The following is a 16,709-nucleotide window of genomic DNA, read 5'->3' as shown; positions in this document are numbered from 1 at the left end:
ACCGCCCTAGAAAAGACTGTCTATCTTACGCCTAAATATCTCGTCGGCGTGCCGAATTTTGCTTCGGGTTAGGGCTCGAGCTCTTATCCAAACGACCGCGCCTTCACCGGCCGAGAACATCAACACAGGCAACGTCCGATTTCCCATCACCACGGCCATTTTCACCGCCTGACCGGGCCTAAGTCGTGATTTTCTTGTAACCATTTCTCCGGTATTGCCGACAGTGACCTCTCCAGTGAGCTGGTCCACAACGTCCCCCTTTTTTGCGTACACACGGTAGTTATTGATGGCGATCTTCAACATATAGAAGATACGTTTCGCGGCTGTGTCACCCGCCATCCCACGAGCGTGAGCGGCAGCTCGGCACGGTATTAGTGGTTCGCAAACGGCGTTCACCCGTTCGACCACAGCCGTGATCCTGCGCGCTGAACAGCCCCATACAATGGCGTGCACGTGCCAAGAAACCATTGCGCTTCGGCGGCCGGGAATGGGGTTGTAATTGCTGTAGTACGCGGCCTCGATCATCCCCACGTAGTTCAGCCCTCGAAGCTGTTCCTTCGCCCACATCCTGAGCGATTTATGATCGAAGCTCGGTGCCATCTCGATAGGGATCGCGAACTCCTTGGGCGACAGCGTAACAAAATAGAACTCTTCGTCACGACGACGCGAAACGAGTTTGGCAAATTCACGATCTGCGGCCCAAGCCAGTTGGATTCGGCTACGAACGTTGACTGCAAACAGCGACATCCCTTTTCGCCGTTCCATGCGCTGAAGAGTGTCTGCATCGAAAGCTTTCCGCCCTCGGGCTGTCGTCGAAAAATCGCGAAGCATGGTTTCGAATTGTCGATGCACGCTTCTAAAAGCTGCGAGGCTTAATATCCTCATGCCGCACCTGTCTTTCAGTCGGTTGTGGGGATTGCGAAGTGTGGCGTGTGTCATGCCGCTGGGTCGCTTAAAGCGACCCAGCTGATGCTGATGTGCGGTGCTGACGACGCGCATAATTGCGCCGCCAAGACATGTTCATCAGTCTTGAAACACGCTCTTTGAGCTGCGGCCCGGCTATCGTGGTGTCACCACCTTCCGGCGGTGACCCGTGCTCTCATTTCGTTTTGGTATTGTCGTCGGTATTCTCAGTTGGGTGTCATCGTCGTTTGCAGGCTTGCTGCGCTTTGACGGCTTTTGCGGTGCAAACGGTGTGTAACAAGGGCCAATTGGCAGGCGATCTACGGTTTTCAAATCCAACAACTGCGCATCGAATCGAGTTTTGGAACGCTTCTCGACGTGCAACTTAAGGTGCACGGTAAAACGCAATTGTCGCTCCAGCAGCCTGCGGTTAGCCGCATCCAGTGGCACTCGGAACGTCAAATATTCCTGCTTCGGGGGATTACTAATCCCCGCTTTTGTAGCATTAGCGCTTTTCAATTTTTCCAGCCCCCTACCTTCACGTATTTTCGCCGGAATGTCAGCGGGGGGAACGTTGTCGGCAAAAAACGATTTCAACGCACCATGCAGCCTGTCAACGCGCCTGTTCTTGGCCTTTTTTGCCTCTTCAGTAACGCCGAAACCGACCGCAAATCTGATGGCATGGCGAAGGGCGTCAGATCTGTCAGAATCCTTGGGCCTGTTTCTGAAGGTCCCCCAATCGCTATGAAGGCAAAAGGTAAGCCATTCGTCCTGATCGGCTCTAAGAACCATCCCGACTGCGTAAGCCGTTGTAACCTCATGATATAGGCTCTTGCGGTGTTCGCCAGCCAACGTCGTGAGGTTCCTACGCACGTCAGCAAGAACACTCGCGGCGCCCTGTCTCAGGATCTCGGCGGGCTTGGGAATTTGAGGTAGCCTAGCTGTGACGCCTCGACCTGCCGCTTTGCGCTTTAGATTGGTAGGGTCGTCTTTTGGTTCCGCGTCAGCTTTTGCGAGGAGATCCGCTGTCGGTTGCTGACGGGAATCCTGACGGTCTGCCTTGCGAGCAGTAGATCTTCTTGAGGTGACCATTTGATTGCTCCTAAAAAGGAGCCGAACTGACAGCGGGGAGGGTTTCCATACCGCCCGCCACAGCCCGACTCTGTTGAGTTGGACTTCTGTGACGGAACGGCCGGTCGACCACCGGAGCTTACCTTACGGTACGCGTTGATTCATCACTCGCCGGTCGCGCGATTAGCGATGAACTCGCTGTTCCTGAGCGGTCCCGAAGGCCGCCGAACAAGCCAATAACAGTTGTGTCTATGGCAAGGCGAGCCATGCGTGACTCACAACGGATAATTGTTAATTGGATCTACGAGTTGCAAGAGTACCAAGATGCGAATTATGAAATTTTGTTTCCCAAGCGCCCGTCGCCACAACCAACCTTCAATAGCCGTGTGGCAACAACGCTTACTGCTTTACGCGAAGAGGTCCGCGTCTCTGCCCTCAGCCTGATCCGACAACTAGCCGGATGCCAGCAACAACGACCGTGGCGACATAGTGCTATCGTGCGTCTCGACTATAACTCACACTGGTGCTACACAGGCAGCGCAAATTGGTTAGCTGTGCCGTTGATTTTGTTGTCTTTTTTTGGCAATCTGCCCATTCCTCTTCTGGGCACCAAATTCCCGTTTCGAACCGATTGATGCGGTTTCAGAGACCCAAGAAAAAGCCCGGTTTGCCGGGCTTTTTCTTGATCCAATGCTCTAGGCTGCCCTACCGTCAGCCATGGCATCCACAAGATATCTAACAATTATCCGTCCGGGTTAGGCAGTGATCTGTCATTGCGGCAGCGCAGCAGCGGAAGGACTTGGCCCGAGATCACTCTGGTGATCTTCTGTTGCTTGGCGTTGGTTACGACGTTCATGCACGCACATCCGTAGCCGTGACCCGAACCAGGTACATTGGTCTCGACGAATTGCCGCTCGTCAAAGGCCGGCACATTGTCGATGCCTTCGGGATCCGGGCGTCCCTGCATCTGGATCCACCAATCCCCGTCACTGTCGGTCAGGACGAGGTTGCCGGGTGTCGGGCTGGAGTACCAACCACAACGGCGCTCGGCATGGGCGGTCGCAGGCAAGGACATGATGACCAGGCCGAAACAGATAGCGAACAGCAGGCGCATGAGAATCTTTGCCTCCCTGAAGTAAGCAGGTCATGCCGCGAGTAATGTACGTTGGCGCCGGTGGCGAGGCGCATGATTTGTAAGTCTTATGGCTTCAACTTCGTGTCCACATGTTCTTCGATCAATCCGCAATGAAGCGTCACAGGCTTCCTTTGGACATCACTTAGTGAACCGTCGATGAAGTCGCAGCTGAGCAGATTGTCCGGACTGCTCTTGCGCGCCGACGCAATGTTGACGTTGACCTTGGCCGGCCCGGCAAGCCAGTCGAGACGCTTCGCGTCGACCTTTGCGCCGCTGACGTGGGCGTGGCCCGCTGTGCCCGCTATCTCGACCTCTTCGTCCTGCGGCGTGAGATCGATCTGGCCGACTTCGTTGGCATGCTTCTCGGCGCTCCGCTTCGGGTCACCGTAATAGGAGGCGAAGACAACGATCCTCTCTTTGTCAGCCGCGAGCTTGGCGGCTGCTTTCTTGGAAAGCGTGACGTTAACGTCGAAGCTCATGTCAGTCTGGGCTGTTGCCGGCACGGCACATGCCAACAGTACAGATGCCGCAATTGTCATTGCGAGCGACGATCCATAGCGTTTCACAATCCACCTCCCTCAAGTCCCTCACGCAATGATGATGCCCCTCGCATCCTTTCATGTCTGGCGGCGACGTCACGCTCGCCGCCGGCTTCATCGTGATCCGATCAGCTGTGGCATGTGTCAGTTCGCGGCCGGAACAGGGCAGCTCATGTCACCTTCCTGGCATTTCAGATAGCCTTCGAAACCTTTGACACGGGATTGTGTCAGGCCGTCCTTGCACTGCGCGATGAGCATTGGCATCATGCTTCCTCCGGCCGCGCCTGCGGTCTGGAAACTGCACTCCGCGTCGCGAAACTTGCCCCAATCCCGCTGTGCCTGAACAAGAAGCTTCTTGGTATCCGCATCGTCCTTCAGGCGGGCTTCGATCTGCTTGTAAAGCTCATTGAGCTTCTTGTCGGATTTCTGGAACTCGGCACCGAAGCACTGGTTCATGGTGGCCTGATCCTTGGCCTCGGCGCACTTGTCCTTGGCAAGGGCGAATGTCGGCGCAGCCAGAACCGCGGCAGCAGTCAGTATCGCTATTTTCATCGATTTCCCTTTCCGGTTGCAGTCAAGCTCTTAAGTTGCTCAGCCCCGCCCTATGTTCTCTTCAGCTATCCGTCATTGCCACGGTCGGCCGTGCCCATGGCCTGATTATCTGGTTTTCATTGGATCAGCTTTGCCACCTTCGGCGACCGTGACGCTGCCGACCTTTCCTGAGCCGGTCAGTCTGCCGCCCTCCTTGACCGTGACTTTGCCGGAGACCTCCCCGTCAACGACAAGCAGTCCCGAGACGGAAACGTCACCAGTCAACAATCCGGTCACGCGCAACTCCGCCCCAGACGCCACTTCGGTTATGCCCGAATATTTGTTCTTTCCGCTCAGGGTCAGCTTGCCGCCGGCGACCACGAGGCCGCCGCTGTCGCCGGCGTCATCATAGTTCGCGATGGTTCCATCAAATTGCCCGTCGGCTTCTGTCAGGATCAGTCTGCCCGCACCCAGATAGACCTCGCCTTTACCGCTAAGGTTGCGAATGGCCGTATCGTTCAGGGAGTGCGCCACCCCCCAGGGCTTCAGATAGTTTCCTTTCTGATCGATGTTGAGCACACCGTCGACCATGACGCGCGAGGAATGCTCGATGTTGCCCGGCCCGGCCAGAGTAAGATACCCATCGGCCGCGATATGGGTTGTGCCGGTGTAGGTATTGGCCCCGGTCATGCGCACGTCCGCGTCCTTCTCGATCGTGAAGTCGCCGGCGCCGGAGATTATTCCGGCCAGTCCGAGCCAGCCTTTGCTTCCAGCATCGCTGGTCGCGCGATTCAGCTGCACTTGATCCTCGGCAGCCGCGTCTGTCGTAAAGTTAGCAGCGCTGACAAAATAGGGTGAATATGCGGTCGTCTTGTTCTCCAGATCATACATTACGGAATTTGACTGGAAGAAGGGTAGCCCGACAACAACTCCATTGCCCCCCTCCTCATCGCTTTGTCGATCCATAACGACATCGCTGTATTCCTTGTTGTTGAAACTATCTTCAAATCCCAAAATCCTAAAATCGACTACCGTATAATCATATTCATCAAGCTTAAATCCTTTCGAGCGAAGCTTATTAAAAAAGCCTTCTGTGGTGATACCGAGAAAGGTCGACGATCCAGTATCCAATAAAACAGGTCCACTGAAATCAACCGATTGCTTCTTTCCCTTATGATCAAAAGAAATTGTATAATGGTAAGACCCTTCGTAGTGATTGGATGCGTTCGCGCCTGATCGCGGGAATCGTCTCTGGCGGAATTCATAATCCAGTTCGCCCCAGGGCATCAGGGCCGTAAACTGGGATCTCAGACTGGGGGACAAATTCAGCGTCAGGCAGGGAGCGCAGCCCGGTGTCGTCTTCTTTCCAAGATTTGCATTGGCCGAGACCACATAGCCGCTTTGTGTCTGACTGGCGGGAGCGGCGGCCTCGTCCCCCTCATCGAGAAAATCGCCGGCTCCAAAGACACCGTAAAACGTCGTCGAACCACCGGGTTCGCCATTCTGCATGCTCTTGCGCGCATTAAGATCCGCATAGACCGGCGTATCGCCGCGGTGGCCAACGGGCTTTTGCGTCAATTTCATATCCTTGAGATAGCCGAAACCCTTGGTGAAGACGTAATCCACCACCCGACCGGCGCCATAGCCACCGTCGAAGGTTACGACAGGCTGCGAGGGATCATCCGGATCGTAATAGGACAGGCTGTCGAACCGGACCTGCTGTACCCAATCTCCATAGGTGCCGTCTCCATAGGCGTACATTTCGGGCTTGCTGCCGTGCACCGGCTCTACGCCAGGGACACTCGAATCGATCTCGGCGTTGAATTCATCCGACCCGGTGTCGAATTCGAACAGACGAGGCTTGGCACCATTGATGCCCAGCGCAATCCCGAGATTGTGATAAACGACGTCAGCGCTTCCGTGGCCCCTAACATGTTGCAACGGAATAGGTATCGGGTCGGCAGCCTGGGCAAGGCCGGTCTGGCCGTTCTCATCGGCCACGGCAGGTACCGCATGTGATGTGTTCGCTGCCGGAACGGGGCAGCTCGCATCGCCTTCCCTGCATTTCAGGTAACCCTCGAAATCTTTGACACGGGATTGCGTCAGGCTGTCCATGCACTCCGCGATGAGCGTTGGAATTACGCTTTCTCCGGCCGCTCCTGCGGTCTGGAAACTGCACTCCGCGTCGCGAAATTTGATCCAATCCCGCTGTGCTTGAACGAGAAGCGTCCTGGTATCCGCATCGTCGTTCAGGCGAGTTTCGATCTGCCTGTAAAGCTCGTTGAGCTTCTTGTCGGATTTCTTGGACGCGGCATCGGCGCACTCGTTCGGGCCGGCCTGATCCTTGGCGGCGTCGTAGCACTTGTCCTGGGCAAATACGAAAGCCGGCATGCCCAGAACCATGGCAGCGCTTAGTATCACGGTTTTCATCGATTGCCCTCTGTCCAGAACTGCCGGCACGGTCGGCCGCTAGTTGGCATCGTCATCGTCCGATCCGTCAGCGTCGTTACTGTCATCCGACGCATCGTCATTACTGTCGGTGCTGTTTTCGTCTTCACCATCTGCCGACGGGTCGTCATCGTCATTCTGATCGCTGGAATCGTCCTGATCGTCGGAATCATTGTTGTCAGTGCTGTCATCCGACGCATCGTCATCCGTGCTATCGTCGTCGGTGTCGGTGCTGTTCTTGTCATCATCACCGTCCGTTGAGTTTTCATCGTCGTTCTGATCGCTCGAATCGTCCTGATCGGAACTGTTGTCGTCGGTACTGTCGGCCGGGCTATTGTCGTCAGTATCGGTGCTGGTATCGTCGTCGTCAGCATCGGGAGAAGACACATTTGCGTCCGGATTGGCGTCGCCAGGCTGCGAGTCGTCCTCGCGATAGCTCGTATCATTGAGGCCCGTCTCCATCTCGTCGTCATACTCATCGACGATCTGCGTCCACTCCTCTCGATTGTCGACGCTCGTCCATTGCGAAATATTGTCGACCGAGATGTTGGTGTTGAAGTTGTTGACGGTGATGTTGGTGTTGACCTCGACGACATCTGCGACTTCTGTCCCGCGGTTCACGCCAAACAGGAAACTGGTGGCACTCACGGCAAGGGCGGCCCAAACGAGTCTGTCGACATCAACCGGCGTCGAAATCGGTTGATGCCGCACTGTGGCAAGCACGTCACCCGGTCGGATACCTTGCCGCGCGGCAATGCCATGGGGTGCAACAGCCAGGACATACACCCCGCGAAGTTTTGGCGGGATCTGGTAGCGGTGCCGAGAGGCGTGATTGATCGGTATCAGAACCGCATCAAGAGCCCGGGAGACGTAGGGTTTCGGCAGATCATACTTGCTGGCATGCGCAATATTGATCGTTTGCGGGACGGTTACGCTTACGACGGCCGTCATTTTCACTGACGTTGCCAATGCACGGGCGAACTGCACGATCAGTCTGGATTTTCGAAGACTTTGCATTTTGCACATCCTGCAGCTGATGATTGGAGTCGATCTCAGAGCCCCGGCGCCCCGGAGCGCTCACCAATCATTCTCCCCCTGCACCAACGGTCAGCGGCAATTTCCAGCGATCATCACCGTCGTTCCGTAACTTCCTCGGCAAAACACTTTGCCAGGTCTTGCGGCGCTCCGAGCTTCTTCGCCCAGGATACCAGTTCAGGTTTTTCCGACGGCTCGGCATAGCCGCCCCACACGTCGCGAAACTGCTTCTTTCCGTCGACTGTCTGGAAGAACATCACGCCGTCGTCGCTCACCGGCGTGGAGACGTAGGCGGCGCTCCAGCTGCCGCTCTCCATGATCGAGAAGAACTTTGCCTGAGCGGGCTTGAACTTATTGGTCATCGCCGAGACGACGAGAGGGGCATATTCCTGCTTGCGCGCCTTCGTCACTTCGACCTTTATACCGTCACAGGCGTTATTCGCAGCGAAAGCGGACGTCAGCGCCATTCCCAACCCCGCAAGGCCGACCATGACGATTTTGACACGTCGACGGATGAGACCGTTCAATTCAGACATGAGTGGCTATCCTCTTCGTTGTTCGCTGCAGGGGCCATTAATCGGAATCGTCGTCGTCTGATGAATTGTCATCGTCCGGTGTATCGACCTCGCAGCCGATGCCGCGGCAGCCTTGGTAGTTGCCTTGCGTATCGAAGTTCGGATTGCCTTCTTTGTCGTACTGCGGTCTGTCGTCGATGCTTTGATCCCCGTCATCAGGATCGTCGACTTTACATCCGAGCCCATGGCAGCCGATGTAACGGCCCCTGGTATCGAAGTTGGGATTGCCGTTCCTCTCGAACTGCGGCCGGTCGTCTATCTTCCGGCTCCCTTTATGGGACCGATCAACCAGGCAGCCCTTTCCGCGACAACCATCGTAGTCGTCGGTGGTACAACCGACGATCGCCATCAAAGCAGTGGCCAAGGCCGCACAGATTACGAGTTTCCATGATTCATTCCTCCGACTGGCTGGCGGCGGACATCGTCCATATCGGAAGGCCATTGCAGGCGGCGATCCTCGCTTTTGCCGCGAAGGCTGGCGCCAATCGGAGGAGGGCAAAGCTTCGCCGGCCATCAAACGAGAGCCAGGCTGTGGGCGATGCATTCGACGACTTAGCCGACGGTTGCCGTAATCTCTTACGTGGGAGGGAACGCTCCCAGCGGGGGCCGCCGCATTAGCGAGTGTCAATATTCCTCTCCATGCTTAGTGCCCCGTCCGCCCAAGCATGTTTCAACGATCCGCTGACGCGGCTGTGCTTCCAAGAAATGCATCCGAGGCAGCCTATGACAAGGACAAATCCAAATATCGCAGGATTGAATTTTGCAAATGCTTAATAATTCGGAATCAGCACGAGCTATCTTAGCAGATACTGAAATGTGATCAGTAGCAAGATTCAGGAATGCTTCCTTAGTTTTGTTCTCATTAAGCCGAGCTAGTACAAGTAATATTCTATGTTGTTGTGAATTTTGCGCCAGCTCTACAAAAAAGGCGCGACGATACCACATCTTATACAATCTCCCTAATCGCGATCTATTGTGGTATTTTTTCGAACCCAGCCAACCGTTGCGAGGGCCGAAAGAAACGCGCCCCTTTGCCCGACTTTTCAACGCTGCGGCGTGCCAAATAGGGGCACAGTGGGGCGCCGCGGCCGCGTTGTGAGCATCTTCCCAGTCGGATTGTCATCGGGTAGCGTGCAGGGGCGGCACGTGAAGGCGCTCTCTTTGGCGAACGCACTGCCGCAGCTTCAGCAGTTGCCCGTCAGAAGATGGGTCCGGTGCTTGCCGCGACAGATTGTTCCCGTCCCGGTTCATTTCAGCACCGAAGCGAGGGGGAAGAGATGCACAACCGATTTCGGCAGTGCCTGCGGAAAGTGTCGCTGGCGGCATTGACGATGCTGGCGCTAAACATCCCGGTCCACGCGGCTGATCTCGTCATTGCAATGCCGAACTGGCCGTCGGGCCAGGCGACGGCAAATATCCTCAAGGTCAGCCTGAAGGAAAATTTCGGGCTCGATGCCGACGTGCGCGAGATTGGGACGCTTATTGCCTTTGCCGGTCTCAATTCTGGTGAGGTGGATATTCATCCCGAAATCTGGCTGCCCAATCTGGACAATCTGGTGAAGAAGTATGTGGACGGGGCCGGCACGGTGGCCATCAGCCCCATTGGAGTGCCGGCCTGGCAAGGCATTTGCGCGACGCGTGAAGCAGCCGACAAATTTGGAATTCACGATGTTTCGGATCTCAGCGATACGAAGAAAACGGCCGCGTTGGATACCGATGGCGACGGACGCGGCGAACTGTGGATCGGCGCTGAGGGTTGGTCCTCGACCGCTATCGAGCGCGTCCGCGCCAACAGCTATGGCTATGCCAAGACAATGACCTTGCTGGAGACGCCGGAGGATGCCGGAATGGCGGCTGTCGATGCCGCCGTCGCCACGGATCATCCGATGGTGTTTGCCTGCTACGCGCCGCACTACGTCTTTGAGCTGCACGACATTGTCCGCCTTACCGAGCCGCCCTTCGACCCGGCAAAGTGGAAGATCGTGCTGCCGTCAGAAGATCCGCTCTGGGTCTCGAAGTCCAGCGCGCCGGTATCATGGGATACCGCACATTTCCATATCGCCTACGCCACCTCGCTGCGCAATAAATATCCGAAGGTGGTGGCGTTCCTGGAACGGGTCGACCTGAGGCCCGAGGAAATCACCAAGATGAGTTATGCGCTCCAGGTAGAGCGTCAGGATCCTTACGAATACGCCAAACAATGGGTTGCCGCACAAGGCGCACGGGTGCACGGGTGGGCAAATCCATGAGCGGAAATCCTATGTTCGCGGAACGCGGCACCGTCCGGCGGCGCTCCCTCACGGCAGTCGTCGCCGCGGCGTTCGGTCTTGTCGCGGTGGCGGCGCTGGCTGCGGGAACACAGGTTTTCGACCCGAAAAGCCACAAATGGGTGGACTACGATCGCACCAAGGCGCGCAAATACTATGCCGCGCATAATGAGGTGCCCGAGGCATTTCGTCCGCAGATGGTCAAATTCCGCACCGCGGAAGTGCCAGGCACGATCATCATCGATGGCAACCAGCACTTCCTCTATCTTGTGCAGCCGGATCAGCGGGCCATGCGCTACGGCATCGGCGTGGGCCGGGAAGGGTTTGGATGGGCCGGCATCGTGCGCGTCGGCCGCATGGCGGAGTGGCCGACCTGGACACCTCCGGCCGAAATGGTCGCTCGCGATCCGAAGGCGGTGAAATACGCCGGAGGCATGGAGGGAGGGCCCGACAACCCGCTCGGCGCAAGGGCGCTCTATCTCTATGAGCGCGACCAGGACACGATTTACCGGATACACGGCACCCCGGAGCCTTGGACTATCGGGCTCGACGTGTCATCGGGGTGCATCCGTATGAGGAACGACGACATCGTCGATCTCGCGTCCCGCGTCAAGGTTGGAGCCAAGGTTATCGTTCTCATGCAGGGGGCGGCACTTTACAAGGGTGTGTGAAGCGGCATTCGGAGAGGGACAAGCAATGTCGGCAAAAGATGCAGTGAGAACTTCGATCCTGGTGACGGCAATCGGATTCCTGGCTGGAGCCGTTAGCGCTTGCGTCAGCGCGCCGCCGCCGCCTCCTCAGGACCAGATGTCCAGGACCAAGGTCGAGACTGCCCCGGCGGACCTTCAACTGCTTTGCGCCAATGCGGTCGCCAAGGCGAGCGATGTCGACAGCACGAAGATACTTCCGGTTTCATCGAGCAAGCTCGATTCCAAGACCTATCAGGTCGAACTCGATGCCAGTGGCAAGAAGACAAGCTGCCTCGTGGATACCGACGGCAACGTCAAATCGGTTGAGCCCGTCTGATCCGCTCTGGTCGACGAATTCGCAACCAACCTGACGATGCGCCCTGGCTGCAGACATGACGATGTTTGGGGCGGCCAGCCGCGATGAGCGGTTTGGAGAGCCTGGCAAACCGCGCGCCTGCCTCACCCCAGCCCGATCCGCTTGGCGCCTTGCCGGAACAGCGCCTCGGCGTCCGGCTCGAAGCGGAACGTGCCGATGAAATCGTCGGCGCAGTAGTTCGGCAGCATCTTGCGCAGCGCAGCGGCGAAACTTCGTGCCTCGTCCAGCCGCCCCGCCAGCGCAAGGCAATGCGCGGCAATCGCGAGGATGATGGCGTGGGCGTTGGGACGCGCGGCTGCTTTCAGCGCCCATTCGGCGGCTTCGTCGAACTGGCCGAGCCGGACATGCGACATCGCCCTGGCGCCCAGCATACCGAACAGCAGCGGATCGAAGGGGCTCAGATGCCTGGAATGGTCGGATGAGCCGATCGCAGCCTGCGGGTCGCCGGACTGCGAATGGACGAAAGATAGCGCATAGTGGCCGAGCGCGAAATTCGGGCTGAGGTCTACGGCGCGTTCCAGCTCGATGAGGGAGCCGTCCTGCTCGCCGCGCAGCCACAGCGCCCGCCCCATGGCCCAGTGAGCGGCCGGATTGTGATCGTCGACGAGCAGGCTCTGGCCGGCTGCCTCGAAGGCCAGGGCGCTTTCGTGGTCGCGGTCGCCCCAGCGCTGGAAGGCATTTTGCCAATGGGTGAAGGAGAGGCCGGCATAGGCGCGGGCGAACGTCGGATCGAGCTTCAAGGCTATGTCGAAGAAATGCCGGGCCTGCTCGTTTTCCGCGCGGGTGAAGCGATACATGTGCCAGAGACCGCGGTGGTAGGCTTCCCAGGCGTTGAGCGAATTGGGCGCCTTCAACATGGCGCGGTTGCGCTCGACCGTCTCGATCTCGGCCGAGATCGACGAGACGATGCTGTTGCCGATGTCGTCGAGCACGGCAAAGATGTCGTTCGGCTTGCGCTCGAACGTCTCGGCCCAGACGATCCTGGCCGTGCGCACTTCGACCAGCTCGACCGCGACGGTGACGCGGCCGGCCTGGCTGCGTACCGTGCCGGTGGCGACATAATCGACATTGAGCCGACGGCCGGCATCCTCCGGCCCAATGTTTTTTTCGGCGAGCGCAAACACCGAACCGCGCGCGATGACGAAGAAATCCCTGAGCTTGGCCAGGCGGGTGATGATATCGTGGGTCAGGCCATCGGCGATGCCTCCGCGTGGGCCGCCGTCAGCCGTCTCTTCGGCAAACGGCATCACCGCAAGCGAAGCCTTCTGCGATGCAGCAGTGTCGGAATTGGGAAGCACAATTGACGCGTGAGGGGCCGCGGGTACGAGTGACGGTCGCGCCCAGAGCGTAGCGGCAGGTCGTTCGTTGCGGATCGTGCGCCATGCCTCACGAACGGGTCCGAAATCCAGATCCTCCGAAGCAAACAGCTGCGCTGCGGAAGCGAGATGTTCCTCGCAGGCGTCAAACTGGCCGCGCTGCGCCAGCCCGTTCAGAAGAGCCACATGCGCGCGCCCGTCGAACGGAGCGAGTTCCAGCCATTTGTCCAGATGCGAAGACAATCTGTCGGCATCCACCGGAAGCTTGTTGACGAGATGTTCCAGGATTGCGGCGTGCCAAGAGCCGAAGCGGCGGCGCTGGGCGATCAGCCAGCTGTTGAAATGCGGGCTGCGGTCGATCTCCAGCCCATCGAGAAAGTCGCCGGCGAACATTCCGGAAAGAGCCTGCAGCCGCTCTAGACCGAGCGTCTCAACGCCCTTGGCGGCGGCCGAGGCTATGTCGACAGCGTCGACGGAAGCACCTCTCAGATCAAGCGCGATCGTGTCGCCTGGTGTCTCGACCCTGCGATGATGCGGTTCATCGAGGATGCCTCTAAGCTTGCTCAGGCACCAGCGAAGCTCGCCGCGCGGGTCGTTCGGCACATCCCACAAAAGCTCGCAGAGGCGGCTGCGGCCGACCGGATGCGGCGCCAGCGCCAGATAGGCGAGCAGCGCACACAGCTTGCGCGATTTTGGGAGCTGGATGATGATGCCGTTGCGTGCGATCGTCAGCGGTCCGAGCAGACGCACGGAAAAGCCGGCCACCTCGCCGTGGAGGCTCGATCGGGCGGATTCCACGAGCGTTTCCACGCCTGCTCCCACGCTGGCCAGTCGGCCTTTGTTTTATCACCAAACGCGACACGGTGCATCCGGCAACGAATTCCCGCTCCGGATGCTGGCATTGCCGGAGGCAAATGTAGCGCGGCAAGGTCTCGAAACCTCGCCGCCCAAGCCACCGGTCTGTAACCGGCCCGTGACGACAAGAGACAACGACAAGGCGAGGAGATCGACATGTTGCATCAACAGAAAATCAGAACCACCGCCGGGCGCGGCCGTCTGTTCGACAGCATTCTCGACACGGTCGGCGATACGCCGGTGATCCGCATCAATAATCTCGGACCGGACCATGCCACGATCTATGTGAAGGCCGAGTTCTTCAATCCCGCCGCCTCGGTGAAGGACCGGCTGGCGCTCAACATCATCGAGGAAGGCGAGCTCAGCGGCGCTCTAAAGCCTGGCCAGACCGTGGTCGAGGCGACCAGCGGCAACACCGGCATCGGCCTTGCCATGGTCTGCGCCCAGAAGGGCTATCCGCTGGTGGTGACGATGGCCGACAGTTTTTCCATCGAACGCCGCAAGCTGATGCGCATGCTGGGCGCCAAGGTGGTGCTGACGCCGCGCGCCCAGAAGGGTTTCGGCATGTACAAGAAGGCGGTGGAGCTCGCCGAAGCCAATGGCTGGTTCCTGGCCCGCCAGTTCGAAACCAAGGCCAACGCCGCCATTCACGAAGCGACGACGGCGCGCGAGATCATCAACGATTTCGCCGGCTCGCGGCTCGACTGCTTCGTCACCGGCTACGGCACGGGCGGCACCGTCGCCGGCGTCGGACGCGTGCTGCGCCGCGAGCGGCCGGAGACCCGGATCGTGCTCGCCGAACCGGCCAATGCGCAGCTTATCGGCAGCGGCAAGCCGCAGCAGCGCGGCACCGGCGGCGCGCCTGCCGCCAGCCATCCGGCGTTCGAGCCGCATCCGATCCAGGGCTGGACGCCCGACTTCATTCCGGACGTGCTGCAGGAGGCGATAGACGCAAGCCTCTATGACGAGGTGGTGCCGATTGCCGGGCCCGAGGGCATGAAATGGGCCAAGGCGCTGGCGCAGAAGGAAGGGATTTTCACCGGCATCTCCGGCGGAGCGACCTTCGCGGTGGCGCGGCAGATCGCGGAAAAGGCGGCGCCCGGCTCGGTGATCCTGTGCATGCTGCCCGATACTGGCGAACGCTACATGACGACACCGCTGTTCGACGGCATCGAGGCGGAGATGGACGCCGAGGAGACTGCGCTTTCGCAGTCGACGCCCGGCTGCCAGTTTCCGGCGTGACGGCGGCATATCGGGAGCGACCTGCATGGACACGCCGTCTGGATTGCCCGCCACGACCGCCGAGGAAACGCTTGACCCCTCGGACTGGGGAGATGTGCAGGTCCTGTCGCATCGGGTCGTCGACGATGCCGTCGCCTACCTGCGCGATGTCAGAGAGCGGCCGGTGTGGCAGGAGATGCCTGGAGATGTGAGGGAGTTCTTCACCGCGTCCCTGCCGCAATCGCCAACGCCGCTGGCCGATGTCTATGGCGACGTTGTCAAGAAGCTGATGGCCTATCCAATGGGCAATATCCATCCGCGCTTCTGGGCCTGGTACATGGGGTCGAGCAATTTCACCGGGGCGCTCGGTGATTTCCTGGCGGCGATCCAGGGCTCCAACCTCGGCGGCGGCAACCACGCCGCCGCCTTGATGGACGGCCAGGTCGTCGATTGGCTGAAGCAGATGCTGGGCTTTCCGCAATCGGCCAGCGGCACGCTGGTCAGCGGCGGCTCGATGGCCAACATCATCGGGCTGACCGTGGCGCGCAACGCCAAGGCCGGCATCGACATACGCGAGCACGGCGTTGCCGGCATCGACAAGCCGCTGCGTTTCTACGGCTCCGACCAGCTTCACTCCTGTCACCGCAAGGCAATGGAAGTGCTCGGCCTCGGCAACCGGGCGCTGCGTCGCATCCCGAGCGATGCCGGGATGCGGATCGACATCGCTGCGTTGCGGGCGGCGATCGCCGAGGACCGCGACGCCGGCTTCAAGCCGGCCTGCGTAATCGGTACGGCCGGCACGGTGAACACCGGCGCAATCGACGATCTGCAAGCGCTGGCTGACCTGGCGGCAAAAGAGAATCTGTGGTTTCACGTCGATGGCTGCATCGGCGCCTTGCTTGCGATTGCGCCGGACAATTCGCATCGCGTTGCCGGCATCGAGCACGCCCACTCGATCGCGCTCGATCCGCATAAATGGCTGCACGCGCCATTCGAGGTCGGCTGCGCGCTGATCCAGGATGCCTCCGTGCATCGCGGCACGTTCGCGGTGACGCCGGAATATCTGGAATCGACGCCGCGCGGCCTGGCCTCCGGCCAATGGCTGCACGATTACGGCCTGCAGACGACGCGCGGCTTTCGCGCTCTGAAGGTGTGGATGGCGTTGCGAGAGCACGGCATCGAAAAGTTCGGCCGGCTGATCGACCAGAACATCGCGCAAGGGCATTATCTCGGCGCGCTGATCGCGGCCGAACCGGCACTCGAACTGGTAGCGCCGGTGAGCATCAACATCGTCTGCTTTCGCTACCGCGCGGACGGACTGGGCGGGGAGCGCCTGAAAGCGCTCAATACCGAGATCATGCTGAGGCTGCAGGAAGAAGGCATCGCCGCCATTTCCGACACGACGGTGCATGGCCAGCATAGCCTCAGGGTGGCGATCAACAACCACCGCACCCGGCGCGACGATCTGGACCTGCTGGTGCGGGAGACCGTGCGGCTTGGACTGGAGATTTCAAGGCCTGGCGTGGCTCTTCCTTCTCCCCTTGTGGGAGAAGGTGGACGCGAAGCGGCCGGATGAGGGGTGTTCCAGCTTGATACCGACGGCACTCCGTCCGCACCCCTCAACCGTCTTGGCGCTGCGCGCCAATCCACCTTCTCCCACAAGGAGACCTTTGCACAGAAGCCGATTGGTGATTCTGTGATGATGGTCGAAGCAGGGAGATTCGGGATGGCGGATCGTGTTCTGGGTC

General features: G+C 59.1%; 16 protein-coding genes. 6 read left to right on the top strand and 10 right to left on the bottom strand.

Going from position 1 to position 16,709, the window contains the following annotated elements; genetic code table 11:
• Positions 1-6: 6 nt before the first annotated feature.
• Together NKJ28_RS14355 and NKJ28_RS14350 are read right to left on the bottom strand one after the other, a co-directional pair.
• Positions 7-999, bottom strand: coding sequence for a hypothetical protein (locus NKJ28_RS14355; RefSeq protein WP_352636112.1), 993 nt, complete (start codon positions 997-999; stop codon positions 7-9).
• A gap of 60 nt (positions 1,000-1,059) precedes the next feature.
• On the bottom strand, positions 1,060-1,995 hold the full coding sequence (locus NKJ28_RS14350; RefSeq protein ID WP_352636110.1) for a hypothetical protein: 936 nt from the start codon (positions 1,993-1,995) through the stop codon (positions 1,060-1,062).
• Positions 1,996-2,240: 245 nt separating this feature from the next.
• Here NKJ28_RS14350 and NKJ28_RS14345 point away from each other — a divergent pair, with 245 nt between their 5' ends.
• Positions 2,241-2,609, top strand: a complete 369-nt coding sequence (locus NKJ28_RS14345) for a hypothetical protein (protein ID WP_352636108.1) — start codon at positions 2,241-2,243, stop codon at positions 2,607-2,609.
• 107 nt (positions 2,610-2,716) lie between these two features.
• On the opposite strand, the gene NKJ28_RS14340 is transcribed toward NKJ28_RS14345, so the two are convergent.
• The 7 genes from NKJ28_RS14340 to NKJ28_RS14310 form a co-directional block, all read right to left on the bottom strand.
• Positions 2,717-3,088, bottom strand: a complete 372-nt coding sequence (locus tag NKJ28_RS14340; RefSeq protein WP_352636106.1) for a DUF4087 domain-containing protein — start codon at positions 3,086-3,088, stop codon at positions 2,717-2,719.
• 86 nt (positions 3,089-3,174) lie between these two features.
• Positions 3,175-3,675, bottom strand: coding sequence for a hypothetical protein (locus NKJ28_RS14335; protein WP_352636104.1), 501 nt, complete (start codon positions 3,673-3,675; stop codon positions 3,175-3,177).
• A 117-nt stretch (positions 3,676-3,792) separates the two neighbouring features.
• Entirely contained in the window at positions 3,793-4,200 is a 408-nt protein-coding gene (locus NKJ28_RS14330) for a lysozyme inhibitor LprI family protein (RefSeq protein WP_352570169.1), read from the bottom strand.
• Between the two features lie 105 nt (positions 4,201-4,305).
• Positions 4,306-6,609, bottom strand: a complete 2,304-nt coding sequence (locus tag NKJ28_RS14325; RefSeq protein WP_352620864.1) for a lysozyme inhibitor LprI family protein — start codon at positions 6,607-6,609, stop codon at positions 4,306-4,308.
• A gap of 39 nt (positions 6,610-6,648) precedes the next feature.
• Positions 6,649-7,644, bottom strand: coding sequence for a PDZ domain-containing protein (locus NKJ28_RS14320; RefSeq protein ID WP_156937405.1), 996 nt, complete (start codon positions 7,642-7,644; stop codon positions 6,649-6,651).
• A 113-nt stretch (positions 7,645-7,757) separates the two neighbouring features.
• On the bottom strand, positions 7,758-8,198 hold the full coding sequence (locus NKJ28_RS14315) for a hypothetical protein (protein WP_031212356.1): 441 nt from the start codon (positions 8,196-8,198) through the stop codon (positions 7,758-7,760).
• Positions 8,199-8,235: 37 nt separating this feature from the next.
• Complete coding sequence (locus tag NKJ28_RS14310) at positions 8,236-8,586, bottom strand: hypothetical protein (protein WP_023678953.1); 351 nt, start codon at positions 8,584-8,586, stop codon at positions 8,236-8,238.
• Between the two features lie 928 nt (positions 8,587-9,514).
• Here NKJ28_RS14310 and NKJ28_RS14305 point away from each other — a divergent pair.
• From NKJ28_RS14305 to NKJ28_RS14295, 3 genes are read left to right on the top strand one after another with little or no spacing between them, the layout of a single operon-like run.
• Positions 9,515-10,486: an ABC transporter substrate-binding protein gene (locus NKJ28_RS14305; protein ID WP_352636101.1), complete on the top strand. Its 972-nt coding sequence runs from the start codon at positions 9,515-9,517 to the stop codon at positions 10,484-10,486.
• Positions 10,483-11,175: a L,D-transpeptidase gene (locus tag NKJ28_RS14300; protein ID WP_352636099.1), complete on the top strand. Its 693-nt coding sequence runs from the start codon at positions 10,483-10,485 to the stop codon at positions 11,173-11,175. The genes NKJ28_RS14305 and NKJ28_RS14300 overlap by 4 nt, the downstream gene beginning before the upstream one ends.
• A gap of 25 nt (positions 11,176-11,200) precedes the next feature.
• Positions 11,201-11,530 (top strand): hypothetical protein, encoded by a 330-nt coding sequence (locus NKJ28_RS14295; RefSeq protein WP_352636097.1) that lies wholly within the window; start codon positions 11,201-11,203, stop codon positions 11,528-11,530.
• A 122-nt stretch (positions 11,531-11,652) separates the two neighbouring features.
• On the opposite strand, the gene NKJ28_RS14290 is transcribed toward NKJ28_RS14295, so the two are convergent.
• On the bottom strand, positions 11,653-13,695 hold the full coding sequence (locus NKJ28_RS14290; RefSeq protein ID WP_352636095.1) for a transcriptional regulator: 2,043 nt from the start codon (positions 13,693-13,695) through the stop codon (positions 11,653-11,655).
• Between the two features lie 201 nt (positions 13,696-13,896).
• On the opposite strand from NKJ28_RS14290, the gene NKJ28_RS14285 reads away from it, so the two are divergent.
• Together NKJ28_RS14285 and NKJ28_RS14280 are read left to right on the top strand one after the other, a co-directional pair.
• Entirely contained in the window at positions 13,897-14,982 is a 1,086-nt protein-coding gene (locus NKJ28_RS14285; protein ID WP_023678947.1) for a PLP-dependent cysteine synthase family protein, read from the top strand.
• A 25-nt stretch (positions 14,983-15,007) separates the two neighbouring features.
• Positions 15,008-16,537: a pyridoxal phosphate-dependent decarboxylase family protein gene (locus NKJ28_RS14280; protein WP_352636093.1), complete on the top strand. Its 1,530-nt coding sequence runs from the start codon at positions 15,008-15,010 to the stop codon at positions 16,535-16,537.
• The last annotated feature ends 172 nt before the right edge of the window (positions 16,538-16,709 follow it).

The organism is Mesorhizobium sp. M0145 (assembly GCF_040322355.1).
In the GTDB taxonomy this organism is placed as follows: Bacteria; Pseudomonadota; Alphaproteobacteria; order Rhizobiales; family Rhizobiaceae; genus Mesorhizobium.
Note: the sequence above shows the minus strand (reverse complement) of the source record. Positions and strands in the feature narration are given on the sequence as shown.